At 32.8% G+C, this 26,526-nt stretch carries 27 protein-coding genes; 22 read left to right on the top strand and 5 right to left on the bottom strand.

The window, feature by feature from the left end; all coding sequences use genetic code 11:
- Window positions 1-18: 18 nt before the first annotated feature.
- The 12 genes from AC1RPX_RS04485 (at window position 19) to AC1RPX_RS04430 (ending at window position 12,107) form a co-directional block, all read left to right on the top strand.
- Window positions 19-990 (top strand): DUF6625 family protein, encoded by a 972-nt coding sequence (locus AC1RPX_RS04485; protein WP_481761539.1) that lies wholly within the window; start codon window positions 19-21, stop codon window positions 988-990.
- Window positions 991-1,066: 76 nt separating this feature from the next.
- On the top strand, window positions 1,067-2,041 hold the full coding sequence (locus AC1RPX_RS04480; protein WP_481761538.1) for a Stealth CR1 domain-containing protein: 975 nt from the start codon (window positions 1,067-1,069) through the stop codon (window positions 2,039-2,041).
- Between the two features lie 16 nt (window positions 2,042-2,057).
- Entirely contained in the window at window positions 2,058-3,005 is a 948-nt protein-coding gene (locus AC1RPX_RS04475; RefSeq protein ID WP_481761537.1) for a glycosyltransferase, read from the top strand.
- A 91-nt stretch (window positions 3,006-3,096) separates the two neighbouring features.
- On the top strand, window positions 3,097-4,212 hold the full coding sequence (locus AC1RPX_RS04470) for an EpsG family protein (protein WP_481761536.1): 1,116 nt from the start codon (window positions 3,097-3,099) through the stop codon (window positions 4,210-4,212).
- A 38-nt stretch (window positions 4,213-4,250) separates the two neighbouring features.
- Complete coding sequence (locus AC1RPX_RS04465; protein ID WP_481761535.1) at window positions 4,251-5,180, top strand: glycosyltransferase family 2 protein; 930 nt, start codon at window positions 4,251-4,253, stop codon at window positions 5,178-5,180.
- Window positions 5,181-5,266: 86 nt separating this feature from the next.
- Entirely contained in the window at window positions 5,267-6,154 is an 888-nt protein-coding gene (locus tag AC1RPX_RS04460; protein ID WP_481761534.1) for a glycosyltransferase family 92 protein, read from the top strand.
- A 15-nt stretch (window positions 6,155-6,169) separates the two neighbouring features.
- The gene (locus AC1RPX_RS04455) at window positions 6,170-7,702 is read left to right on the top strand and encodes a lipopolysaccharide biosynthesis protein (RefSeq protein ID WP_481761533.1); all 1,533 of its coding nucleotides are present in this window, start codon (window positions 6,170-6,172) and stop codon (window positions 7,700-7,702) included.
- An 87-nt stretch (window positions 7,703-7,789) separates the two neighbouring features.
- Window positions 7,790-8,668, top strand: a complete 879-nt coding sequence (rfbA, locus tag AC1RPX_RS04450) for a glucose-1-phosphate thymidylyltransferase RfbA (protein ID WP_481761532.1) — start codon at window positions 7,790-7,792, stop codon at window positions 8,666-8,668.
- Entirely contained in the window at window positions 8,668-9,249 is a 582-nt protein-coding gene (rfbC, locus tag AC1RPX_RS04445; protein WP_481761531.1) for a dTDP-4-dehydrorhamnose 3,5-epimerase, read from the top strand. The genes rfbA and rfbC overlap by 1 nt, the downstream gene beginning before the upstream one ends.
- A 19-nt stretch (window positions 9,250-9,268) precedes the next feature.
- Window positions 9,269-10,297 carry a dTDP-glucose 4,6-dehydratase gene (gene rfbB / locus AC1RPX_RS04440; RefSeq protein WP_481761530.1) on the top strand — a complete coding sequence of 343 codons (1,029 nt, stop codon included), beginning with the start codon at window positions 9,269-9,271 and terminating at the stop codon, window positions 10,295-10,297.
- Window positions 10,298-10,344: 47 nt separating this feature from the next.
- A complete protein-coding gene (gene rfbD, locus AC1RPX_RS04435) occupies window positions 10,345-11,190 on the top strand; it encodes a dTDP-4-dehydrorhamnose reductase (RefSeq protein ID WP_481761529.1) in 846 nt (281 codons plus the stop codon).
- A 104-nt stretch (window positions 11,191-11,294) separates the two neighbouring features.
- Window positions 11,295-12,107, top strand: coding sequence for a sugar phosphate isomerase/epimerase (locus AC1RPX_RS04430; protein ID WP_481761528.1), 813 nt, complete (start codon window positions 11,295-11,297; stop codon window positions 12,105-12,107).
- Window positions 12,108-12,137: 30 nt separating this feature from the next.
- On the opposite strand, the gene AC1RPX_RS04425 is transcribed toward AC1RPX_RS04430, so the two are convergent.
- The 4 genes from AC1RPX_RS04425 to AC1RPX_RS04410 all read right to left on the bottom strand — a co-directional run bounded on the left by AC1RPX_RS04425 (window position 12,138) and on the right by AC1RPX_RS04410 (window position 14,647).
- Complete coding sequence (locus AC1RPX_RS04425; RefSeq protein ID WP_481761527.1) at window positions 12,138-13,430, bottom strand: APC family permease; 1,293 nt, start codon at window positions 13,428-13,430, stop codon at window positions 12,138-12,140.
- A 103-nt stretch (window positions 13,431-13,533) separates the two neighbouring features.
- A complete protein-coding gene (locus AC1RPX_RS04420) occupies window positions 13,534-13,761 on the bottom strand; it encodes a DUF2922 domain-containing protein (RefSeq protein WP_409022132.1) in 228 nt (75 codons plus the stop codon).
- 22 nt (window positions 13,762-13,783) lie between these two features.
- A complete protein-coding gene (locus AC1RPX_RS04415) occupies window positions 13,784-13,984 on the bottom strand; it encodes a DUF1659 domain-containing protein (protein ID WP_409022133.1) in 201 nt (66 codons plus the stop codon).
- Window positions 13,985-14,083: 99 nt separating this feature from the next.
- Complete coding sequence (locus AC1RPX_RS04410; protein ID WP_481761526.1) at window positions 14,084-14,647, bottom strand: sigma-70 family RNA polymerase sigma factor; 564 nt, start codon at window positions 14,645-14,647, stop codon at window positions 14,084-14,086.
- A gap of 258 nt (window positions 14,648-14,905) precedes the next feature.
- Here AC1RPX_RS04410 and AC1RPX_RS04405 point away from each other — a divergent pair, with 258 nt between their 5' ends.
- From AC1RPX_RS04405 to AC1RPX_RS04395, 3 genes are all read left to right on the top strand, one after another.
- Window positions 14,906-15,757, top strand: coding sequence for a competence protein ComK (locus AC1RPX_RS04405; RefSeq protein ID WP_481761525.1), 852 nt, complete (start codon window positions 14,906-14,908; stop codon window positions 15,755-15,757).
- Between the two features lie 90 nt (window positions 15,758-15,847).
- Window positions 15,848-16,948: a glucosaminidase domain-containing protein gene (locus AC1RPX_RS04400; RefSeq protein WP_481761524.1), complete on the top strand. Its 1,101-nt coding sequence runs from the start codon at window positions 15,848-15,850 to the stop codon at window positions 16,946-16,948.
- A 65-nt stretch (window positions 16,949-17,013) separates the two neighbouring features.
- A complete protein-coding gene (locus tag AC1RPX_RS04395; protein WP_481761523.1) occupies window positions 17,014-18,726 on the top strand; it encodes an N-acetylmuramoyl-L-alanine amidase in 1,713 nt (570 codons plus the stop codon).
- Between the two features lie 39 nt (window positions 18,727-18,765).
- On the opposite strand, the gene rlmD is transcribed toward AC1RPX_RS04395, so the two are convergent.
- Window positions 18,766-20,163, bottom strand: coding sequence for a 23S rRNA (uracil(1939)-C(5))-methyltransferase RlmD (gene rlmD / locus AC1RPX_RS04390; protein WP_481761522.1), 1,398 nt, complete (start codon window positions 20,161-20,163; stop codon window positions 18,766-18,768).
- Between the two features lie 105 nt (window positions 20,164-20,268).
- Between rlmD and recX the strand changes: the two genes are divergently transcribed.
- The 7 genes from recX to AC1RPX_RS04355 all read left to right on the top strand — a co-directional run bounded on the left by recX (window position 20,269) and on the right by AC1RPX_RS04355 (window position 26,519).
- Window positions 20,269-21,078 (top strand): recombination regulator RecX, encoded by an 810-nt coding sequence (gene recX, locus AC1RPX_RS04385; RefSeq protein WP_481761521.1) that lies wholly within the window; start codon window positions 20,269-20,271, stop codon window positions 21,076-21,078.
- Window positions 21,075-22,196 carry an A/G-specific adenine glycosylase gene (mutY, locus tag AC1RPX_RS04380; RefSeq protein WP_481761520.1) on the top strand — a complete coding sequence of 374 codons (1,122 nt, stop codon included), beginning with the start codon at window positions 21,075-21,077 and terminating at the stop codon, window positions 22,194-22,196. The genes recX and mutY overlap by 4 nt, the downstream gene beginning before the upstream one ends.
- Before the next feature lie 82 nt (window positions 22,197-22,278).
- The gene (ntdP, locus tag AC1RPX_RS04375) at window positions 22,279-22,836 is read left to right on the top strand and encodes a nucleoside tri-diphosphate phosphatase (protein WP_481761519.1); all 558 of its coding nucleotides are present in this window, start codon (window positions 22,279-22,281) and stop codon (window positions 22,834-22,836) included.
- Between the two features lie 160 nt (window positions 22,837-22,996).
- Window positions 22,997-23,977: a LacI family DNA-binding transcriptional regulator gene (locus AC1RPX_RS04370; RefSeq protein ID WP_481762409.1), complete on the top strand. Its 981-nt coding sequence runs from the start codon at window positions 22,997-22,999 to the stop codon at window positions 23,975-23,977.
- Window positions 23,978-24,208: 231 nt separating this feature from the next.
- Complete coding sequence (locus AC1RPX_RS04365) at window positions 24,209-24,466, top strand: hypothetical protein (RefSeq protein ID WP_481761517.1); 258 nt, start codon at window positions 24,209-24,211, stop codon at window positions 24,464-24,466.
- Window positions 24,467-24,482: 16 nt separating this feature from the next.
- Complete coding sequence (locus AC1RPX_RS04360; RefSeq protein ID WP_481761628.1) at window positions 24,483-25,229, top strand: sugar phosphate isomerase/epimerase family protein; 747 nt, start codon at window positions 24,483-24,485, stop codon at window positions 25,227-25,229.
- A gap of 3 nt (window positions 25,230-25,232) precedes the next feature.
- Window positions 25,233-26,519 (top strand): gluconate:proton symporter, encoded by a 1,287-nt coding sequence (locus AC1RPX_RS04355; protein WP_481761516.1) that lies wholly within the window; start codon window positions 25,233-25,235, stop codon window positions 26,517-26,519.
- Window positions 26,520-26,526 lie beyond the last annotated feature (7 nt).

The raw sequence follows: 26,526 nt of genomic DNA, 5'->3' as shown, positions 1-26,526 counted from the left end.
AAATTGAAAGGATTCGCAATGATTAAAAACACAAAAATAGTATTGATAGCTATATATTTTGGAGAATTACCAAATTATTTTGATTTATGGTTAAAATCAGCGGAATATAATAATGAGATAGATTTTCTAATATATACTGATCAAAATATATCTACAACCATACCGAATGTTAAAATAAAAATAGTCAACTTTAAAGATATTCAAGCGAAAATAAGATCACATTATACATTTCCTATAAAAATTAATAATCCGTATAAGTTGAATGACTACAAACCGGCTTACGGTGAAATATTTGAGGAAGACATCTCGGGATATGATTGGTGGGGATTTGTGGATATTGATACTATATTTGGAGATTTAAAAAAATTTTTATCTGAGGATATACTAAAAAAATATGACAAAATAAATACTCGTGGACATTTTCAAATGTATAGAAATAATAATCAAATTAATAATGCATATAAAATTGATCATCATAAAAAAGGGACGTACAATTATAAGCAGGCATTTACAACTGATGACGCAACTCACTTTGATGAAATTTGGGGAACTGCAAAATTTATGCCCGACACAGATATGAGAATATATGATCCATATAAAGAAAAGGTCTATTATGCTGATATTTGGGTAAAAGCATTTCGATTTATAACACTTGATATTTCTGAGGGAAAACAATATCAAGTGTTTAGATGGCATGATGGGGAACTAGTAATGAATTATATTGATAACGGAAAAATTAAAACTAAAAAGATAGAATATATTCATTTACAAAAAAGAAAAATGCAAGTTGATGTTGAAATATCAAATGATGACCATAGCTTTTTAATTGTACCTAATAAGTTTATAACAGATGAAAAGTTGTCTATTGAAAATATAAAGAAATATAATGAAGGAAAATGGCCTAATGGTATCCGCAGATATTTCCAATATTATATTAAGCAATTATTTAATGGGGAGCTTAAGGCTAGAATACGAAGAATTTGGCTCTAAATATAAGATTGAAAATAGATTAACACTTTTTATCTGAATATTAAAATCACTAATAAATATTAAGGAGAACTTAGTCATGAGTGATAATTTTAAAATTGATTTTGTAGTGACATGGGTTGATGGAAATGATGATATCTGGCGGAATAAAAAAAATAAGTACGCGGGAAACAAAAATTTAAATGCGGATGAACGTTTCAGAGATTATGATATTTTTAAATGGTGGTTTGAAGGTGTAAAAAAATTTGCACCATGGGTAAACCATATTTTTTTAATTACCGACAAACAAGTTCCGAAGTTTCCATTGGACATGAAAAATCTAACAATTGTTGATCATTCTGATTTTATTCCTGAAGAATATTTACCTACTTTTAATTCGAATGTCATTGAAATGAATATTCCAAGAATTAAAAATTTATCGGAACATTTTATCGTATTTAATGACGATACGTTTATAACTAACAAGGTAGATCCAACAGATTTCTTTTCTCAAGATGGGACTCCTAAGGATGTAGGATTAATGGGACTTATTCAACCGTCGGAAGAATTTTCGTTAATACCTTTTAATAATATACTTATTATTAATAAGTGGTTCTCAAAAAATAATATTTTGAAGAAGAATTTCTTTAAAATATTTAATTGGCAATACGGGTTTCAAAATGTAAGAAATTTCTTAGTTTTACCATATAGGTCTGTTCTGGGATGGTATGAACCGCATTTGCCTAGTAGTTTATTGAAAAGTACATTTAAAGAAATATATCAAAAAGAACCAGCTTTGTTAGCCGAACTTAGTAAAAATCGTTTTCGTACTAGAAATGATGTAAATATTTGGTTGGCACGCGATTGGCAACTTTCAAAAGGGAATTTTGAACCACGTAGATTTTCGTTTGGAAAGTTTGAGAAGTTGCCAGAAGATGGAGATTTTTCAAAAATAAAGCGCGCCTTAAAATCCAAGGCAAAAATAGTTGTTATAAACGACATATCGTTACCATTGGAGAGCCTTTCAGAAACGAAAGAACAATTAAGAAAAATATTCGCTGAACACTTTAGCTAATTAGGAGGATCTAATTATGAGTGACGTTGCAATTTTAATGGCTACCTACAATGGTGAAAAATTTTTAATGGAGCAAATTGAAAGTATTAAGAATCAATCATATGGGAATTGGCACCTATTTATTAGAGATGATTTTTCGAAAGATAATACCAGTAAAATTTTAGATAATTTTAAAAGAGATCCTAAAATAACGATACTAGATAGCTCGCTAAATATTAATGAAAAGGGCCAATTAGGAAATTTTGAAATTTTAATGAATAACGTTCCAGACCAGTATGAATATGTTATGTTCTCAGATCAGGATGATGTATGGTATACAAATAAAATTGAGATATCATTAAATGAAATTAGACACCTGCCTAACGAAAAAGTACTGCCTAAGCTTGTATATACGAATTATGACGAGTTTTTTGAAGTAGTGGGGGACGGAAGTGTGAACTACAGTGGTGTAGAAAAGAAAAATAAACCAACATATCAACGTATTTTTCTACATAACTGGTTAATGGGTAATACGATGATTATTAATCGTAACTTATTAGAAATTTCAAAAAACATCCCGATAGAAGCAGTTAATCATGATGCATGGCTTGCATTAGTTGCTGGATTATATGATGGGATTGGATATATAGATAGTGCGACTGATGGTCATAGAATGCATTCATTTAATATTACAAGAGGTGCCGATGCACATAAAAAAAGTACAATTATAAAAAGTAAGTTAATTGATTTAAAAAAATATAAAGTTAAATTTGATCGATTTTCCAAATTGGTTAATGAATTAGAACTACAATTTTCAAATTCGCCTATTAAAATAAAAAAAAGAATTACTATGTTGAAATATTTTGTAGAAAAGAAGGGTATCGAAGCCATAATATTTGGCAAAAAGAATGGTTTTTTTACCAATATTCACGGTCACAATACCTTACTCTATTTGGAGGAAATATTAAGGTTATTCAAAAAATAATGTTAGTATTTACATAAAATTTAATTAAAAATGGAATACAGCATAAGCAAATTTCATTAATTGTTTAAGAAATGACTATCTAGGAGTTTATATGACATATTTATTTGCAATAGTAACCAATTTCTTTTTGGATCATGTTCATGGTAAAAAAAATAATATCATTCCGTTCATTGGAATCGGAATATTAGCATGGCTAGCGGGTGCTGCTAGTAAGATGACGACGACCGATTATCCTAGTTATCTTATTAATTATGATAATAGTTCTTTAGCACCATATAATCACCAATTTGAGTGGGGCTATATGTGGCTTTCTCGAATTTTTGCGGCAAACGGAGTGACATATGCTGATTTTAGATTAATATTATTTATTGTTAGTTTTATTATTTTGACAGTTGCAATATTAAGATTTACAAAGAATTTAGGATCTTTTGTTTGGGTTTTTGCAATTTTTCCTTTTTTTAATGAGGCAACACAGGCACGTAATTTTTTTATGATTTCTATTGCTCTATTAGGGCTAAGTTTTTTACAGAAAAAAAATGTAAAAAATATTATTATTGCCATCGGATTAATCTTATTGAGCGCATCAATGCATTCATCTGGATATATATTTTTAATAATAATTCCCTTAAGCTTTTTGAGCGAAAAATATGTGAAAATTTTTGTACAATTAATTATTGGTTTTTTTGTAATTTTAACAATTGTACAATTTATTCCAGGTTTAAGTGGTTTATTGAAAAATATAATAACGAAAGTTTCATTGCATTCATCTAGGACACAATTGTTTGATAAACTGAACACAAGTTATGCTGCTGGTTCATCAAAAATAATGCTTATAGAAATAGCTTTATCATATTTTTCAATGTTAGGACTTGGATATTATTTTTTGAAAATTAATAGCCTATCAACTGAGATTAAAAATAAATTGAAATTGTTATTCTTAATTTCGTTAACTGGTCTTGTAGCACTCCCATTTTTAGTTATGTCGATACAATATCAACGGTTCCAACGTAACTCTTTCGCACCAATTATAATTGCATACGCGCTAATTAGGGAGCATAAAGATGAGATTGATAGTAGAATATTATTAAAGATTGATTTAATGATGGTGGGGATACTCTTATTAGCTGTTATAGCGTTTTATGGAGTGTTAGTACCACAAGAATTTGTTGACAGTATTCCATATTTAGTACATTGGAAATCGCTTTAGCATTGTCGTTTAAAGAAAAGTAATTAAGGAGTAAATTTTTGAAAAATATAGCTGTGATTATGTCAACGTATAATGGCGAAAAGTACGTCGAGGAACAATTAAATAGTATTATTGAGCAAAAATATAAAAATGAAGATAACATACAGATTTATGTTAGAGATGATGGTTCAACAGATAATACAATAGATATTTTAAAAAGATACGAAAATAAAAATTTGTTAAAAATAATTTATTCAAGCGGAAATATGGGTGTTAAACGTTCCTTTTTTGAATTACTTAGGGTTGTCGATGCTGATTACTATTTTTTTTCTGATCAAGATGATGTTTGGGTTTCAGATAAAATAATGCAATTTATGGATAAATTTGATTTGTTAGACAATAAAATAACACAAGCTATATTTTCAGATCTTATGATTGCTGATAAAAAGGCTGTTTCAACAAATATTAAAATGTCTAAAATGTTAGTAGGCGAAAATTATAATCATTCATTGAATGATTTATTATTCAATTTTAAAGTAACCGGAGCGGCATTAGCAATTAATAAGAAACTAAGAGATGAAGTACTTATGTTAACAGATGAAGATATTGAAAATGTAACAATGCATGATTCAATTATTGCTAAAATCAGCTCAGCAAGTGGGAATTTAACGTACATTGATAAAGTAACGGTTTACTATAGACAACATGAAAATAACGTCATCGGAATTGGTAAGAGTAATGTACACTTGTATGAAGTTTTTCGTAGATTAAAAATAAGATATAAACAATTAGGTCGGATTAAAAAGGAAAATATTGTTCTGTATGAAAGATTTTCTAATATCATTAAAAATGATACTGAAAAAAAAATGCTAGAAGATACATATAAGTTTTATGATACAAAGAATATCTTTAAAAGATATTCTTTGTATCATAAATTTCATAGTTTAATTAATACAACAGCACAAAGAATAATTATATGGTTTGTTTAATAGAGAGTGATTAGGTGGTTACTATCAATTTAATAAAAAAAAGTTTTAGGCGTAATTTTATTACGGCATATAATATGATAAAGTATATGAAAAATAAGATGAACTACGGAAATAAAAGGTATAAACAAGTAAAAATAATTGAAGAAAAAACTGATTTTATTAATAGCGTGTCATTAGTGGCAATTATTAAAAATGAAGCACTATACGTTCAAGAATGGATTGAATATCATAAAATTATTGGTATATCAAAATTTTATATTTATGATAACGAATCTACTGATAATTTAAAAGAAATTTTAGAACCGTATATTAAAAGTAAAGTGGTTGAATATATCTATTTTCCGGGTGATAAGCAACAAATACCAGCATATCTGGATGCTGTCGAGCGCTGTAAGACAGAAACAAAATGGCTATTAACACTAGATTTAGATGAATATTTAGTATTAATTGATGAAAAAAATATTGATTCTTTTTTAAATGAATTTAGTGAAAACGTTGCTCAAATTGAAATTGGTTGGGTGATGTTCGGCTCATCTAATTTGATTAAAAAATCAAATGGATTAGTTACTGAGACATTTTTAAATAGATCAAAAAATGATATTATTTTAGATTCAAAACCTATCGTAAATCCTAGATTAGTAATTGATATGAGAATACCACATTGGTATGATGTGGCCGGTAAAACGACTGATGAAAACGGAAATAGGTTATGGGGATATCCATGGACAAATGAAAAAAGACCTAAAATTGTATCAAGGGAACACGTGAGGGTTAATCATTACTATGCAAAATCACTTGAAGAATTCGAGAATAAAGTAAAAAGAGGATATGCTGATCAAAGTAATGATATAAAAGAACGTAGTTATCTTGATTTTAAGAAGCACGATATTAATGATGTCTATGATAACGGCATGTTAAAGTACACGGATAAAATTAAAACAGAAATTAAACGTGTACAAGAACTTAACAGATGAGGGTAAGTGTGATGTATGAATAATAATTCTCGAACTGGTATAGCAGCTAAAAATACATCAATCGCTGCACTATCGCAAGTAATAATGTTAGTTTTGAAGTTTGCATTGCAGACAGTATTTATTAAAACTCTTGGTGCCGATTACATGGGAATCAATGGGCTATATGCTAATGTGTTGAGTTTTCTATCCTTTGCTGAATTAGGGATTGGTGGGGCGATAACGTACTCACTGTACGATCCTCTTGCTACTAGTAATCATGGTGAAATTGCTGGTGTCATGAATTTATTTAGAAAAGTGTATAATGTGATTGGTATCGTAATTTTGATTATGGGTTTAGCATTTACTCCATTTATAACTATTTTAATGAAGGGCGGTAGTCCTGTACCATTTCCGCGAGTTATGTTTGTACTATTTTTATTAAATACGGTTGTTAGTTACTTTTTTACGTATAAACGTTCCTTATTAATTGCAAATCAAGAAGGATATAAGGATAGTTTAAATAGATTAATTTTTACGATAATGCAGACAGTATTACAAATTATCTTTTTACTTTTATTTAGACAATATGTTTGGTACTTAGTAATCCAAATAATTATAACATTGTTATCTAACTTGAGAATTTCAAAACTTGTTGATAGGGAATTTGAATTTCTTTCCGAAATGAAAACTGTTAAAGTAAATCCTAAAGTCATCAACTATATGAAGAAAAATATATTTGGGACTGTTTCTTCAAAAATTGGTACTATATTAGTTTTTGGAACGGATAATATATTAATATCGGCATTTTTAGGCGTTAGATTAGTAGGAATATATTCTAATTATATGCTGATTGTAAATAGTATTTCCAGTGTGTTGACACAAAGTATCTCTGCTGTCACAGCTGGATTAGGTAATCTAGGAGTAACGGAGGATGAAGATTATCAAGAAGTTGTGTTTTATCGTTATATGTATATAAATGCCGGTATTACATCAGTTATTGCTATAACGTTATACGCAGTTATTGAATCTTTTATTAAATTTTGGATAGGATCAAATTACGTCTTATCGAACTTTACCGTGTTACTTATTGTTATAAATTTTGTACTTGTTCAATTTAGACAGACTGTATTAAATTTTATTGGTGCACGTGGATTATTTTGGCCAATGAGATATAAATCACTACTTGAAGCTGTAGTTAATATGATAGTTTCAATTCTTTTGTTAATGACAACAAATCTCGGCATTAATGGTATATTAATTGGTACAATAGTAAGTAATATTGGAATTAATTTATGGTGGGAACCACTTATCTTATTCAAATATGGATTCAAACGTAGTATGAAAAAATATTATCTTAAATATTTTGGTTATATGGGAATAATTGGAATAGAATTAGGAATAATTTCGTATTTACTAAAAATTATTGTAATTCAAGGGATTTTCAGTATTTTGATAGCATCTGCTGTTGTATTTATTCTAGCAAGTACATTATTCTATTTCTTATTTATTAGATATGACGAAACAAATTATGTTAAAAAATTGGTTTTAAGAAGGATATTAAATAAATAATGATTTTTATTTTTAAAAGCTGTGTTAAGTAGTTATTGTAGCTACCATTTACAAAAATTAATTAGAATATTTTAGGAGGAAAAGTGTATGAAGGGAATAGTTTTAGCCGGAGGTAGTGGGACTCGTTTATATCCATTGACACGTGCATCAAGTAAACAGCTGATGCCGATTTATGATAAACCAATGATCTATTATCCAATATCAACATTAATGTTGGCAGGTATCAAGGATATTCTAATTATTTCTACTCCTGAAGATACGCCACGTTTTCAAGAATTATTGGGCAACGGTTCTGAATTAGGCATTAATTTAGAGTATGCCGTTCAACCTACACCAGATGGATTAGCAGAAGCATTCATTATTGGTGCTGATTTCATTGGTAATGATAGCGTTGCGCTCATCTTAGGTGATAATATTTATTATGGTCCAGGTATGACTAAGATGCTTGAACGGGCTGCAAATCAAACTGAGGGGGCTACCGTATTTGGTTATCAAGTGCGTGATCCCGAGCGTTTTGGTGTTGTTGAATTTGATGAGAGCCATAAAGCAATTTCGATTGTTGAAAAACCGGATCACCCTAAAAGTAATTTTGCAGTAACAGGCTTATACTTTTATGATAATTCAGTTGTTGATATAGCAAAAAATATTAAGCCGTCACCACGTGGCGAACTTGAAATTACGGATGTTAACAAGGTCTATCTTGAAAAAGGAAGACTACATGTTGAAATTATGGGACGTGGATTTGCTTGGCTTGATACAGGGACACATGCAAGTTTACTTGAAGCAGGGCAGTTTATTGAAACTGTTCAAAGAATGCAAAATATGCAAGTAGCTAATTTAGAGGAAATCGCCTATCGAATGGGTTATATTTCACGCGAACAATTAATTGATCTAGCACAACCACTCAAAAAAAATGATTATGGACAGTACATGTTACGTATCGCAGAAGAAGAGGATAAAAAGTAATGGGTAAATTAAAAGTATCAACAACAAAGTTACAAGATGTTAAGATTATTGAACCAGCAGTATTTGGTGATAATCGCGGCTTTTTTACGGAGTCATATTCAGACAAAGATTTCAAAGAAGCTGGAATAGATATTGATTTTATCCAAGATAATCATTCATTATCAACACAAGCTGGCGTTTTAAGAGGACTTCATTTTCAACGTGGAGAAGCTGCACAAACTAAATTAATTCGGGTCGTGACAGGGGCAGTACTAGATGTTATTGTCGATGTTCGAAAAGGTTCACCTACTTATAAACAGTGGGAAGGATATATTCTTTCTGCAAGTAACCATCGCCAATTATTAGTTCCTAAAGGGTATGCCCATGGATTTGTAACATTAACAGATGATGTTAATTTCCTTTATAAATGTGATGGTTACTACAATGCAGCAGCAGATGGTGGGATTTCATTTAAAACTCCTGAACTAAATATTGATTGGCCTATTGATTTTGACCAAGCAATTACATCTGAAAAAGATGCTGCACAACCAACGTTTACAGAGTTTGAAAAAGACAATCCGTTTGTGTATGGAGAAATCTAAATAGGAGAGGTGTTTTTAAATGAAAAATATTATTGTAACAGGTGGGGCCGGATTTATTGGTTCTAATTTTGTCCATTATGTGGTTAATAACCACCCAGATGTTCACATTACCGTGTTAGATAAATTAACTTATGCAGGAAATAAAGAAAATTTAGCTGGACTACCTGCTGATCGTGTTGAGCTAGTAGTGGGAGATATTACTGACGCTAAACTAGTTGATGAACTTGTTAGCAAAACAGATGCGGTAGTACATTACGCTGCAGAAAGTCACAATGATAATTCTTTAAAAGATCCATCACCTTTTATTCAAACTAATATTATCGGAACATATACATTGCTAGAAGCTTGTCGTAAATACAATGTCCGCTACCATCATGTTTCAACTGATGAAGTGTATGGAGACTTACCATTACGCGAAGATTTACCCGGTCATGGGGAAGGTGAAGGTGAAAAATTCACACCTGAAACACGTTATAATCCAAGCAGTCCATATTCATCAACAAAGGCTGGATCAGATTTATTAGTTCGTGCATGGGTGCGTTCATTCAATTTACAGGCAACAATTTCAAATTGTTCCAATAATTATGGACCATACCAACATATTGAGAAGTTTATTCCAAGACAGATTACTAATGTTTTGAGTGGAATCCGGCCTAAGTTATATGGTTCTGGTAAAAATGTTCGCGATTGGATTCATACTAATGATCATTCAAGTGCTGTCTGGGCTATTTTAAATAAGGGTCGTATTGGTGAAACTTATTTGATTGGTGCGGATGGTGAACAAGATAATAAGGCTGTTTTGGAGTTGATTTTAGAATTAATGGGTCAACCTAAAGATGCTTATGATGTCGTTAAAGATCGCCCAGGACACGATTTACGATATGCTATTGATTCATCAAAATTACGTGAAGAGCTTGGTTGGAATCCTGAATTTACTGATTTTAAATCAGGATTACAAGATACGATTGATTGGTACCGAAATAATGAAAATTGGTGGAAAGCTGAGAAAGATGCAGTTGAAGCAAATTATGCAAAAAATGGACAATAATAACTAAGAATGGACTTAAGTCCATTCTTTTTTTGAAGGAGCTAATTATGAAAATATTAATTACGGGTGTAAATGGTCAATTAGGAACAGAATTAAGTCATTTATTAGATGAAAAAAAGATTGTATATACAGGAACTGGTTCTAAAGATTTAGATATTACTGACTCAAAAGCAGTTAATAATTATTTTTTAGATAATCGCCCAGAAATTGTCTACCACTGTGCAGCTTATACAGCTGTTGATAATGCTGAAGAAGAACCTGGTAAAGCTATTAATGAACAAGTTAATGTTATAGGTACTCAGAATATTGCCACAGCAGCAGAATCTGTGGGTGCTACGTTAGTTTACATTAGTACTGATTATGTATTTGATGGGACTAATGATCAAATGTATACAGAAAAAACACCCACTGCGCCTAAAAATGAATATGGTCGGACGAAGTTAGCTGGAGAAGAAGCCGTTGCTAAAATAATGAGTAAGTATTATATTATCCGTACATCATGGGTTTTTGGCGAATATGGAAAGAACTTCGTCTATACGATGCTAAACTTAGCTAAAACTCATGATCATCTGACTGTTGTTAGTGATCAGGTTGGACGGCCAACTTGGACTAGAACGCTGGCTGATTTTATGTTATATGCAGTTCAAAAAAATATTCCTTATGGGTTATATCAGCTTTCTAATGATAATTCATGTACTTGGTATGAATTTGCTAGTGAGATTTTAAAGGATGAAGTAGTTGAAATAAGTCCAGTAACGTCTGAAGAATATCCACAAAAGGCATACCGACCTAGACATTCAGTTATGGATTTGAGTAAAGTTAAAGCAACGGGATTTGAAGTACCAAGTTGGCAAGATGCTTTACATGAATTTATGGCTAAAATTGAAGTATAGAAAAGGGGAGTTTTCTAGTGATTTGAGAAATTGAATCATTAGAAGTCACTCCTTTTTATTTTCACCCAATTTAATGCTAACATAGTACCAAGGAGATGATTCAAATGACAATACCATTAGGATTAAAGGCGGGAACTGACCCAATTCAACTCCATGATCGGTTACAACATAATCCAGATATTTTTGAATTCTATCTAAATGAATTTGATGTTTCTGGAGATGGATTAAAACGATTATCAGATGAGATTGATGAGGTGAAGGCAACTACGAAGAAGATTGTCATGCATCATCCAATGAAGGTTGGTGAACAATCTGTTGAATTAGCCGTTTCCGAAACAGCTGATCCTAGGTTATATCGTTTTGTTAGAGAAAGTACTGAGACATTGATTCAGCTCGCAAAAGATAAATCAATTCAAACCCTCATTCATGGTTCATATAATCGACAAACGCCAACAATTATTGCTGAATATCCTAATTTTGAGGTTGCGGAATCAGCGTTATTTAATCGGATGGATTATTATCAAAAATATGGACAAAATAACGTCATGTTTGAGAATTCGATTTCTGATTTATTTTATTATGGGTCTGAAGAGATGGATCAGTTTATTCTACAAAAAGGGTATCGCTTAGCATTTGATACATCGCATGCCTTTATTAAACAAGCAGGTAGTAATACTGACTTACAAGCGAGTTTGAAACGGTTAATGCCAAATATCGTCCATTATCACTTAGTCGATTCAATGGGTAAATTTCATGATAGTTTAACTTTAGGAAAAGGCAAGATTGATTGGAAGTTAGCATATCCTTTGCTTAATCCAAATGCAACGACTATTTACGAAATTGATTTAGAAAATCAAAATGATTGTCGCGAAATGTTGGAAAGTCATGAATATCTACAAAATTTAATAGAAAAATAACCATTGGTTTTGAACTTTCAAAATCAATGGTTATTTTTTTCGGTTATCAAACCAGTAGAGTAAACACCCTAGTACTAACACGATAACGCCGAATAAGATGATTTTCCAATTAAAACTTAACAGTAAGTAAAGTGAGATAATTAATGCAAGGCTTGGAATAATTGGACCACCTGGTAATTTGAAACCTTTTGGTAAATTTGGATCATTATTGAATTTAAATGTTGCTAGAATTGTTGGTACATATTGGACAAACGATGCAAAGACAATGCATGATACTAAGAATAAATAACTACCGCTAAGTAGCAGGAGGATGCTTGTGATAGATGTCACAATGATTGCGATAACCGGTGTATTGTGTTTACTTTGCTTACCGATTATTTTTGGTAAAAGCTGATGTTCATTTGCTAGCGATGCAGCCACAATAGGTGTATTGAATGATACTGAGATGGCAACCCCAAGAATAGAGATCAACATCCCAATGATAATGATCATATAACCCCACTGACCAAAGATACTTTTGAATGCCGCAGCAATTGGTAATGAGTACGATCCTAAGTTAGGGCCAAGGATACCCACGGCAACCGTTTGAAGTAAAACATATAATAAAGTCACCGTTGCAATAACGCTTAATAGTGCTTTCGGAATATTCTTTTCCGGATTATCCATTTTAGCAGCAGCAATCGGTAAAAATGAAAAGCCAGTATACATATAAAAAATGACACCAAATGCTGTATTAAATTTCGTAAATAACTGAGTGTTACTGTGAATATCAGTCGGAATCATGGGCGTAAAATGAGCATCCTTAATGAAGAAAGCACCGACAATAATAAAGAGTAACATGATAAATACTTTAGCTGCAGAAGACAGATTGTCTGCGAAATCTAGAATAGCTGTTCCAAAATAATTAATGATGCCTAGAATAATGACTAAGGCAATTGCTGAAACATCATAAATAAGCGTTTGTTGTAATGCTGGAAAAAGTATTTTTAAGACAGTTAGTAACGCAGCAATTTCGGCTGACAAAGTCACTACGCCTAATATCCAAGTAAATATACCAACTTGAAAACCAGTAAATTTACCGAATGCATTATAGGCATATAACCAAGCCGCACCATCTTCCGAAAATTTACTTGCTAGTGTTGCGTAACAGAGCACAATCATGGTGACTGCTAATGCTGCAGCGATAATTGTAAAGATACTGAGTGGTCCAATATCATTATAAATTTTACCAGATAATAAGAAAATCCCCGATCCAATAATACCGTTAATTCCTAACAAGAAAACCGTGAAAAACGTCATTTTTTTATCTTCTATTTTATTCATTACAATCCCCCTAAATTTTAGAATAGCCAATATGATGTTAAAAGGCAATTGATAGGTGCTATGAGGGTACAAAAAAAGCCAACAATTAAGTTGGCTTTTACGGTTAAACTAAATCGTTTGTGTAGATTGGTGTTTCAATGGTTTCAACAAATTGTGCTGAGATAGGGGTTACGAACATTTTTTCGTTATCACGATGGAATAAATCAGAACCTGTAATGTCATCCATGGCTTTCTTAACGGTTGCTGGATCTAAATCTGTATTAACGTAACGTAATTTCATATGGCGCGTTTTACCCGCTTCATTTTTAAATGCTAAATCTAATTGTTTCATATAATTTCCTCCTTAGGTTTGATTAAGCTAAAAGACTTGATTCTGTGCGGATGGTCATTTTAACGGTGTTATCACCAGTTAATGAAGCAACTGTAGCGCCGAGTTGTGCAATAGCTTCGTTAGAGGCATTTTCAGTAATGTTAGCGAATGAACGTTTACGTTCAGAGCCGTCAGAACTTAATCCCTCAACGATAACGTTTGTTTTTACCCAAGTTTTACTCATATATGTTCTCCTTTGTGTGTCTATATTTGATAAGTGCCGCGACGCCTTACATAGATAATAAAGAATCGGTTAACCATTTTGTAAAGCAAATACTGATATTTATTCTTGATTCATTTGAGCAATGACTAAAAGTACTTTCCGACCGACGCTATTACGCCAGTTATAGGCTGTTTGACGGCTAACATGATGACTGGCAGCAATTTCTGTGACTGTTTTGTGTCTAATATAACAATCGACTAGATAATGTTGTTCGGCGTTTGAACAGAGGTCATAGAGTGATTTAAAAAGGTGTTCTGTAAATAATTTTTCAGCGATAGTATCTTGTGTTTGGAGGGTTAAATCAATGATGGAATCAGTTGGATTAGTTGAATCATCCTTATTAGGTTCTAAATGCGTTTGTTGATTAGATTGTCGATTAATTAAATCAAGAAGTCGCCAGTAGACACGTTGATAGGCGTAAACCATGAAAGTTTGTTCATTATCTTCAATAGTTTTAGGGTATTGGTCATATGCAGCGCTGAATGCTAATCGTGCTTCTTGTACGAAATCGTCATATGAAGCATGCGATTGATTAATCGACATTCTTTTTAGAACACCAAAGATAAGTTTTTCACGGTCATTTTTCAGTAGAAAAGCTAGACCTGGGTTTATTTGATTTGACATATTAGTAGAGTTGCCTCGTTTCTTTTAAGATCCCTTGGCCAAGGTTCTTAATTAGAATACGAGGTTATTCAATTTTAAAATAGACGACGAAATGAGCGTATTTATGGGTTTTTGATGAGCATTTAAGAATTAAAGGTAGACTATTAATTTTCTTAAGATAAACTTAACAATTAGACTTAAGTTCACACAAGATTAGTTACAATTAAATCTGTAACATAGGATAAGTTGTTAAATGAAAGTAAGAAAAGGAGTAGGCTATTGAACTTGGAGAATGAATTAGAACGGGATTTTAAAGAAATTATAGATTATCCAGAAACACGCTTATTGACTGTTGGGTCTCAATATTGGCGAAACTTGTTGGAGAATCATCCAATAATAGACGTTACGGATGATCATTTTTTTACAGAACATGGAATTGTAACGGATAACTATCAAGTGAACATGGAGACAACTTTGTATATTCACCATATAACACACAGACGGGATGATTTACGATCCATTATTTTTGATAAGCATAAAGATATTTTATTATGTAAATACACAACAACAAATTTTGTGAATCGCTTGATTAATGAAAAAATTCTAACTTTTGTCGCAATGCGTGCGATTGTGTCATTAGTTGAAAAGAAACAAGCTCTACCTTACACATGTGGTATGTATCAGTTATTTCCAGATAGTGGGCCATCAAAACGGGATGCCTCATGGACGGCAGGACACCATCTTGCTAATATTTCCGATGTAGAAAATGGAACTGATTTATTTTTCAACAATGGATTAAGAATTAGAGTTCAAAGTAAGTATTCGCAATTTCTAAAGCAATTAAATTTAGCGCATCTTTTTACAGATATTCAAGTTTCTTTGGCCAGTAAAATAGCTGCAGAACTTGGTTTTGAAAATCCAACACCCCAATTTAGATATCATGATGCTATCTTATCTTTAGTTCAGAACAGACGTGATACCTATGTGGATAAAATAGATTTCATTAAGGAAGTTAAGCATTTATTAGCCATCTACACGTTGAAAGGGTATTCTGATGAATCACCTGACGACTCAATTATCAAAAAAACGTGTAGTTGGGCGCATACTAATAGAGGCATTATGCGTTACTAATTGTAATCATAATGTAACGGAAAAAGGCGTTATTAGACATGCAAATTTGATATAATTAAAGCTGATAATTTCGGAAAAATAGGGGGAAATATGAAAAATAAAAAGTTGTTAACAAAATTAGTTACGGTAACATTTGTTGCTATTACGGGATTTAGCTCAATAAACTTACCAATTGGGAATCAAAGTAAAAATGAATCAACAGTTACGGCAGCCACGACTGCCCAAACAAAGGCTCTCATTGAAAAGAATGGACCAACGATTCAAGCAGTGTCAAAAGATAAAAACTTGTATCCATCAGTGATGCTATCACAGATGATTCTTGAATCTTCTTGGGGTCAAAGTACGTTGGCAAAAAAGGCTAATAATTTTTTTGGTATGAAGGGTGCCTATAAGGGACAATCATATTCAGTTAAATCATTGGAATATAATAGCAAAGGGAAAGCTTATTATGCGGTGTCTAAATTTAAAAAATACCCAAATGCTAAAGCATCTATTCAAGATTATGCCAACCATTTACGTAACGGTGTAAGTTGGGATGCTAAGTATTACTCAGGTACATGGCGTGAAAAAGCTAGTACTTATCAAAAAGCAACAGCATCATTGAGTTTAAAATACTCGACAAGTAGTGCCTACGGTAAAAAATTAAATAACTTAATTTCTAGATATAATTTAGCTAGTTTAGATAATACCGTTAAAGTCGCTTATAATGGCGCAGCCGGTTCTGAAACAGTCAAAGTAGCTAATACTGGTTACCGTCTTTACAATCATGTTAAAGGAACAGCAGGTAGTCGTGATAAAGGTGCGGCTGCTAAGTTGACAGGTAAGACAGTCTATGCGGACATGCGTGGCGTAAAAGAAGGTAGCACAACTTGGTATCGAGTAAGAGTTAAAGGCACATCAACGAAGTATTGGATCTATAAACAAGCATTAAAATTAAGAAAAACAAGTTATTCTACAGTAAAAAATACAGGAAATTTTAATAATAAATCATATCAGTTACATAATCATGTTTATAATTCAGATTATTTATCTAAAAAGACAGGTCAATCAAAAACACATAATAATAGAACTTATACAATTAATAAAAAAGCGATTATTACTGATTACAATGGGTCTAAATCAACGATGTACCGAGTCAAAATTGGATCTACTAATCATTGGGTCTATAAGGGAGCCATTAATAAACATTAATTTATTAGGTTGTTGAACTAATATTGCTAAGGGATAGCAATAAAAAAATAGGAGAGTTATTGAAAATGCAGAAAAAAATAGTAATGGGTTTTGCCATTGTTTTGGGGATTGTAGCGGCTGGATTAATGAATCAATCAGTTTCGGCTTCATCAAAGGTAAATAATTATATACATTCTCAACATATTGCACCAAATGAGATTACAAGTGCTATCTGGGGTGGTTTTCCAACCGATGATATGACTTATCGTCAAGGTAAACCAGAAGGTGTTGTTGTTCATGAAACAGCTAACCCATCATCTACCATATATGGTGAAATGGCTTTTATGAAAGCCAATTATGGTAATGCATTTGTGCACAGTTTTGTTGACGATCATAATATTATTAATATTGCAAAAACGAACGTCATGTCATGGGGCTCTGGTCCTAAAGGTAACCAACGTTTCGTGCAATTTGAAGAAACGCGTGTTCATAGCAAGTCGGCATTTGCACGAGAAGTTAATAATGCCGCCTACTATACTGCCTATATTTTACAACAATATGGGTTGAAACCAAGTTTAGCAACTGCTAGCAATCATGGAGCGGGCGCAACAGTTTGGGCACATGCAGATGTCAGTAAGTATTTAGGTGCAACTGATCATGGTGATCCAGTTGGTTACTATAGCGAATCTGGTAATAAATGGTTTAATGAGTCATATTCAATGTCAGACTTGTATGATTTAATCAAAGAATACTACACACAATTAGGTGTGAAGGTCGCATATCACAGTGCAGCTGGATCAGAAACTGTTCAGATGAATAATACAAGTTACCGTCTTTATAACCATGTTAAAGGGACGGTCGGCGCAGTCGATAAAGGTTCAAGCAGCAAGTTAAGCGGTAAAACATTGTATGCAGATATGCGTGGTGTTAAAAATGGTAGCACTACTTGGTATCGCGTCCGTGTTAAAGGGACATCCACAAAATATTGGATCTATAGTGACGCCTTAAAATTAAGAAAAGTAAGTTACTCACCAATGAATGTTTCAGCTAAATTTAATGGTAAGTCATATCAGTTACATGATCATGTATACAATTCAGATTATCTATCTAAAAAGACAGGTGATTCAGCCAATTATAAAAATAGAACATATACAATTAATCAAAAAGCCGTTATAACTGATTATAATGGTGCTAAATCAACGATGTATCGTATTAAAATTGGTTCAGATGATCATTGGGTTTACACAGGAGCAGTCAATAAGGATGCACTAGTTAATTTAGAAATGCATAGTGCATCTGGTTCAGAAACTGCAAAAGTTAATAGTAATAAATATATGCTTTATAACTCAGTTAAGAACTCTACTGATAATACGGTTAACTATGGTTCTTCAACACAATTAACTGGGCAAACAGTGAAATTATTAGCTCGAGCAGAAAATAGAAGCCAAGGAACAACTTGGTATCAAATTAAATCAGGATTAAATAAATATTGGGTTTATTCAAAGGCCTTAACATTTAATCAATCAATTACTTATAAGTCACTTAAACAGACTGGAACCGTAAGTACGACAAGCACTTACTACTTGCATAATCATGTTTATAATTCAGCATATTTATCAGTAACAACAGGAAGAGCAAGTGATGCTACAATTAGAGGTAAAGCAGTTAATGTAGATTGCATGGCTACAATTAAAGAAAATGGTAAAGAAGATTCATATATGTACCGTTTTACAGTTATTGAAACAGGAAAGACCTATTGGGCTTATGGTAGCGTCTTAGTTGGTCGAACGAATAGTTAAAGCAAAAAAAGAAGCCATTTTATGGCTTCTTTTTTTGCTTTATTTTCCTGAAGAACGACGTGATAATTTAACGACGGCTTCAACTTTTGATGTTTGTGGGAACATATCAACGGGTTGAATATAATCAACGCGGTATGATTTTGTTAACAATTCTAAATCTTTTGCGAGTGTCGATGGATTACATGATACATAAACAAATTTTTTAGGACGACTCTTATTGATGGCTTCAATTAATTGATCATCTAAACCAGTACGTGGTGGATCAACAACTAGGGCATCAGGTACGAAACCTTCTTCCAACCATTTAGGTAAGATATCTTCAGCTTTACCAACTTCATATGTGGTATTTTCTTGATGTGATAGAACAGCATTTTCTCGTGCATCTTCAATCGCTTCAGGTGTTGTATCCATACCGCGAACTTCTTTAGCACCATGGGCAACATAAAGGCCAACGGTACCAACACCACAGTAAGCATCAACTAATGATTCATTTTTATCTAAGTTAAGAGCTTTATTGATTTCATCGTATAAAACGCCAGTTTGAACTGGGTTTAATTGGAAGAAAGCACGTGCTGATAATTTGAATTTCATTTTACCAAGACGTTCCATGATGAAGTCTTGGCCAGCGATATTAATGGTTTCGTCACCCCAAATAAGTGATGTTTCACCTTTGTTGATATTTTGCATGACAGAAGTAACCATAGGTAATTCTTCTAAGATATGCATAACTAGTTCACGTTTCTTAGGTAATTTTGCCGAGTTTGTGATGAAGGTTAATTGAACCTCACCGGTATCAAAAGATTCACGAACAACAAGCGTTTTGATAATACCTGATTTAGCTTCTTCATTGTAAATAGGAATTCCGAGTTCCTCTAATAACGCAACAACGTGACGAATAACAAGCATTGTTGTAGGACGTTGCGTACTGAATTCTTTTAAGTCTACTAAATCATGACTCTTTGGTTTGTAAAGTCCAGCGATGACGTGACCATCTTTTTCGCGAACTTGGAATTGCGCTTTATTACGGTATTCATATGGATTTTGCATACCGATAGTTTCTTTTAAATCATAGTGTTCATAACCACGCGGTTTATATCTTTCTAAAGATTGTACGATAACATCTTTTTTGAAAGCTAATTGGCCTTTGTAGTTTAAATGTTCTAATTCAATTCCGCCGACTTCACTGTATGTTGCGTCTTTTGGTTCAACGCGAACAGGACTTTGTTTACGAATTTTATGAATTTTAGCGTTGATATAAGAATCTGCAACACTAGTGACTTCTGCTACAACGACTTCGTCTGGAAGAGCACCAGGTACGAATGTAATCTTACGTTTGTAATAGCCGATGCCTTCACCATTAATACCTAAGCGTTTAATAGTTAAAGGAAAACGTGAACCGGCTTCAATTTCTGATCCAAATTCTTGATTGTCTGACATATTTTTATAAACTCCTTATTGCTTTTTTCTTATTATAACACAGGAATATTGGCATTTTGGCAGTTCAAAGATATAATAACAAGATAAGCATTTAAAGGAGTCTATATGACAAAAAAAATCACAAAAATAACCACACAAAAACGTGCTGGACGATATAATGTCTTTCTGGATGAAAAATATGCTTTTCCAATTGGGGAAGAAGTTCTTATTTCATTTCATCTTGCTAAAGGGATGGAATTAGATGAGGCATTAATTAAACAAATTGCTGATGCAGATGATCGTTCAAAAGCGTATTCAAAAGCGTTAAACTATTTATCAACGCAAATGCGAACCGTAAAAGAGATTAAGGATTATTTGAAGAAACATGAAATTACGGAAGACGCGATTGAAGAAACAATCGAAAAGTTATATGAATTTAGATTAGTAAATGATCTTGAATATGCTAAAAGTTACGTTAGAACAATGATGCACACGTCGGATAAAGGACCAACAGTCATTCGCCAAAAGTTACGATTAAAAGGTGTTGCAGCTGAAAGTATTGATGAAGCCTTAGAAGAATTTCCAGTTGATGACCAATTAGAAAATGGAATTAAAGTCGCCGAAAAATTAGTTAAGCATTACCACGATCAATCGTTTAGTAATTTAAAGAACAAGGTTCGTCAGGCATTAATGACTAAAGGCTTTAAGTCTGATGACATTTCACAAATAATGGATGCCTTAGAACTTGAAATTGATCCCGAAGCCGAATGGGATGCACTTGTTAAACAAGGGGATAAAGTCTGGAAACGGCAACGTCGCTTGGAAGGTAGTCAGCGCGCCATGAAAGTTAAACAGGGGCTATTTCAAAAAGGGTTTCAGTTTGATGATATTAATGAATATATTGAGCTGAAAGAACAAGATGAGGCGCTTGAATGATAATGTGGGATGACGCAAAAATCACAGCTTTTCAAGAGGCATTGTTAACTTGGTATGATAGTGAAAAAAGGGATCTTCCTTGGCGCAGAGACCATGAACCCTACCATATTTGGGTATCAGAAATTATGCTCCAACAAACACAAGTAAATACGGTTATTCCGTACTATGAACGATTTATGGAATGGTTTCCGAGTGTTGAAAATTTTGCTAATGCGCCAGAAGAACGTATTTTAAAAGCATGGGAAGGACTCGGTTACTATTCAAGAGTTCGAAACATGCAAAAAGCAGCAAAACAAGTTGTTCAAGATTATTCTGGGCAATGGCCGCAAACAGCTAAGGAACTGCAAAATTTAGTTGGAATTGGGCCATATACTGCCGGAGCAATCGCAAGTATTGCTTTTAACGAAGTTGTTCCTGCCGTTGATGGTAATGCTTTTCGTGTATTTTCACGCTTATTTGAGATAGAAGATGATATTGCGAAACCACAGACCCGACTTATTTTTGAAAAAGTCATTCAACAAATTATTTCTAAAGAAAGACCTGGAGACTTTAACCAAGCTGTCATGGATTTGGGTTCAAGTTACATGAGTGCTAAGAATCCAGATTCTGAACATTCTCCAGTTAAGTCGTTTAATCAAGCTTATTTAGATGGTAAAGAACTTGATTATCCAGTGAAATCAAAGAAGCCGCGACCAGTTGAAATGCCCTATATTGCTTTGATAATTGAAACAAAAAAAGGGTATTTATTTGAGAAACGTTCTAGTAAAGGGATGCTCGCAAATTTATTAGCGTTTCCTTTAATTAAGCTGGAAGAACTGGAAGACAAACCAGGAGACGTGTTATTAACGGATGATTTAGTTATAAAATTAGGCCAATGGAGCCAAGATAATTTGAACCATAAGTTGATTTTTTCAGCATTAGAAGGTTCCGTCGTAAAACATACCTTTACCCATCAAAAATGGTTAATTGAATTATTTACCGTGAAAAGTAAATCGTTTGACTTAAGTTATTTTCCTGGCGAATTCATACTTGAAAAAGATTTTGACCAGATTGCAGTTCCTAAAGTACAACAAAAAATTTGGGACAAATATATCAGCCTTTCTTCAAATAAATTTTAGTAAAATAGTTCTTTTTTTGGTATAATATTCATGCAATCGATGTAAAATGCACTACGTGTTTAGAAAGTGGGTTTTGGTAGAGATGAGTAATCAGTCAAAGGAGCCTAAAGAGGGCGACTTCATTACCATAAAGAGTTATAAACACGACGGTAGTTTGCATCGAACATGGCGTGATACGATGGTGTTGAAAACAAGTGAGAATATGATTATTGGGTGTAATGATCATACATTGGTGACCGAAGCAGATGGCCGGCGATGGGTGACCAGAGAACCAGCAATTATCTTTTTTCATAAACACTATTGGTTTAATATTATAGCCATGATACGTGATAACGGCGTTTCTTATTATTGTAATTTGGCTTCACCAGCCACGTTAGATAAGGAAGCTTTGAAATATATAGATTATGATTTAGATGTCAAAGTTTTCCCAGATGGTGAGAAACGGTTATTGGATGTAGATGAATATGCAGAACACGGGAAAAAATGGGAATATTCTGACGATATCGATAAGATATTGAAGTATAACGTCCGAACACTTGTGGACTGGATAGATAACGGGAAAGGGCCATTTTCTAAAGAATATATAGATATCTGGTACAATCGTTACCTCGAACTAGCGGAACGTGAAAATAATAAATAAAAAGGATAATTCTGAATTTTAAGTAGAATTATCCTTTTTATTTACTATTTTAGTGAGGTATTTTCTAATAAATTGAGCAGTATGGTAATATATAGATAGTTTAGCAACGGAATAAAAGGAAAACTAGACGAAATAATATAATTAATGAATGGATGAAAAAATGGCTACTAAAGCGAATATAAAAGATGTTGCAAGTAAGGCAGATGTTTCAATCGCAACTGTATCACGTTTTTTGAATGGTAAAACAGAGCGTATGTCTAAAGAGACAGCATTGAAAGTCCAAAATGTGATTAAAGAATTAAACTATGTCCCTAATGACGCGGCTAGACAGATGATTACAAAAAAAAGTCGAATGATTGCTACAATTGTTTCAGATGTGGATGATTATTTTGCCACAGAAATGTTTAAAGGTATTAGCTCAATTTTAGATGCACAAGGTTATACAGCGGTTTTATTTGATTCCGATTCTAATAAATATAAAGAACAAGGTATCCTTAAAATTATTGGCGAAAAATCGTTTGATGGACTAATCATGCAACCAATACTTAGAAAAGAAGCCGATTTAAGGGATGCGGTTAGACGAGACATGCCCATTGTTATTGTTGATCGTGAACTTTCTGATTCTAGTTTAGCTAATGTTGTTACAAATAACTTTGATATTAGCCAACAAGTAACAAGATATTATCTAAATCAAGGATTTGATCAAGTCATTATCATTACTGGTGAAGTGACAGGTATTTCAACTCGGGAAGAGCGGTATAACGGAATTAATTCGGTCAGTCCAGACACTAAGGTGATTGAGGTTATAGATGGTGATACAAAATTAAATCAAACATATGCTGAACTGAAAAATAGATTAATACGTGATGATAAAAGAACGCTTGTATTTGCGTTGAAGGAACGTTGGTTGCTTTACTTACTACCTAAAATTATCGCTGATGGATTCATGGTCAATCAACGGGTAGCGGTAACGGGATTTTCAGATACTGAAGTCATAAAAGCGATTAATTCAGGAACTTCGTTGATTAATCAAAATCCTTTTTTACTAGGTGCTAGTGCAGCAGAATTATTGTTGAATGAATTAAATGGTGAAACAAATACGAAAAATAAAAAAATAATTATACCTGCTGAATTTAAGTAGATACTAATATGGAAAAGACTTGCTCAAGGGTAAGTCTTTTTTTATTGTCCTTAAAATGTAATTTAAAGTTAAAAAAATAAACAGGCTAGATACCTTACTGGAGTAAACGTTTACCTTGTTTAGAAATATATATTTATATTTAAGACTTGCAATTATGGAATACTGCATATATACTATCCATGTAAACGTTTACCTAACTTGTTAATAGATAATGAATTGGAGGCGCTAAAAATGGATAAAAGAACTTTTTTAGATGTTGATAAATTTGCGTTGGGCTTTGCCTCTACAACTGTAGAGGCTAAGTTTGAGGATGAAAACATGGTGAAAACGGCTAAGAATTACCTTGCAGCCTATTTGACGGCATATTACTTAGCAGAAAATTTTAACGAGATAGAACGAGAAAATTTTGATAATAAAAATGCAGAAAAATTCGAGGACATGAATTTTGAGACATTAATGAATAGGGTAAAGAAACTCAATAAATATTAATATTGGAGGAAAAATGATGACAGTTATTTTAAATACATGGATTTTTGAGAATGATGTAGAAAATGGAATTAAACAGGATGAATTGGTTGATCGCGTTTCAAAATTAAGTGTTGACGGTATCGAAGTTAGACGTGAATATTTTAAAGATTTAGATAGTGAATTACCCAAAGTTGCAAAAAAAGCAAAACAATACGGATTAATTGTTAATTATAGTGTTCCTGATCAAGTTTTTTTAGACAATGGCACGTTAAACCCTAAATTAGTTACTTATTTTCAAGAAGGTTTAATTATGGGAATCAAAAAAATTAAATTTAATATTGGAAATTTTGCGGCATTTACTGGAGATTTAAAGCAGGCTTTTAGTGAATTTCCTTTAGACAAAATAACAATGAATGTTGAAAATGATCAAACTGCATTAAGTGGCAGTGTTAAGGCATTAACGACATTTTTAGAAAGTGCTAAACGACAAAATGTGCCTGTTGGTTATGTTTATGATCTTGGTAATTGGGCTTTTACGAAACAAGATGCTATTCAGAGTGCAGATGAGCTTTCACAATACACGGACTATATCCATTTGAAAAACGTTATTAATAATGCTGGAAACTTAATGACGTCGAAAAATTTAGATGAAGGAATGTTTGATTGGCGAGCTATTTTAGCCCATCTACCAAAAAAAGTGGCTTTCGCTCTTGAATATCCGATGGATAACAAAGCGTTAATTCAATCCCAGATAGTGTTATTAAAAAAAGAAATTGAGGACTAGCTTATGGCAACCCTAATACCGATTTTATTATTAATCACTTTTGTAGGATTTATTATTTATATTTTAAAGGGTGGAAACATCATGGTCGGGTTCTTCGTAATGGCTATTTTATGGTCTATCATTGGACAAATTCCATTCGATAAGGCAGTTCAAAAAGTATTTGCTGAACCAGCATTGAATTATGGACCGACAATTATCTATATTGCATTTGGATCATGGTTCGGAAGGGTTCTTGTTGATAGTGGGATTGCGCCTGCAATTTCAGAAGCAACAAAAAAAGTTGGGAAAAAACGACCATTAATAGCAGCTATTTTAATTGTTTTGGTAACAGCGTTTATTTTTGTAAGCGCATACGGAGTGGGATCTGTGATTGCGATAGGGGTTATCTTATTACCAATCATGTTATCCCTAGGTATTCCAAGAGACATCGCACTTACTGCATTTGTCATGTCAATTGGGGCACCAATGTACATTAATGTTGTTTTATTCAATCAAATTAAAGCATTTTTTCCAAATGCCGTATACGGCGGACAATACTTAATCTTCGGTTGGACAGCAATGACAGTTCAATTAATCGCGGTAATTATTTTCTTAGTTTTACATCGCAAGAAATTTACTCAAGAAAATGTTGATTCAAATCTAAAAATTATTGGTGAGACACAACAAAATTCTGAAAGTCGCCCCATACCAAAAATTGCATTTGTTGCACCAATTATTCCGGTCGTTATGAATATGATTTTCGGCTGGGATGCTATTCCAGGATTAACTTTAGCAACATTGTTTGCGATAGCTGTTACTGGAAATATGAAAGGATATAAAAATTTCGTCGACTTCTTGAATAGTACGATTCAAAAAGCGATTGGTGATATCGCAGGATTGATTATGTTTTTAATGGCGTTAGTGATGTTTGCTGGTGCTGCTCAGTTGAACGCTGTTAGGTTTCAACATGTATTTAGTCTGATATTACCGCATGACCATTTAATCCTTGCTATTGTATTTGGAGTATTAGCACCGCTCGCGTTATTCAGAGGTCCGTTACATGTTTGGGGTGCTGGAGCTGCAACTGCAGCGGTTCTTTCGGGAACCGGGTTGTTCAATGATGCCTTCTTATTACCACTTCTCTATGTGCCTGCGCTTCTTGCTGTTTCAACAGGAATCACGCAATCATGGAATGTTTGGGGCCTTGATTATATGAAAGTTCAATCAAAAGATTTATTAAAAAGAGGTGTTCCAATCATGTGGTTTGTTTCAATTATTAATGAAGTTTTAGTTTATTACTTTTTCGGTTAAAATTAAG

Source organism: Dellaglioa sp. CoH-56-MRSF-14, from assembly GCF_056782115.1.
The sequence above is the reverse complement of the archived record's forward strand: the minus strand, read 5'-3'. Positions and strand labels throughout refer to the sequence as shown.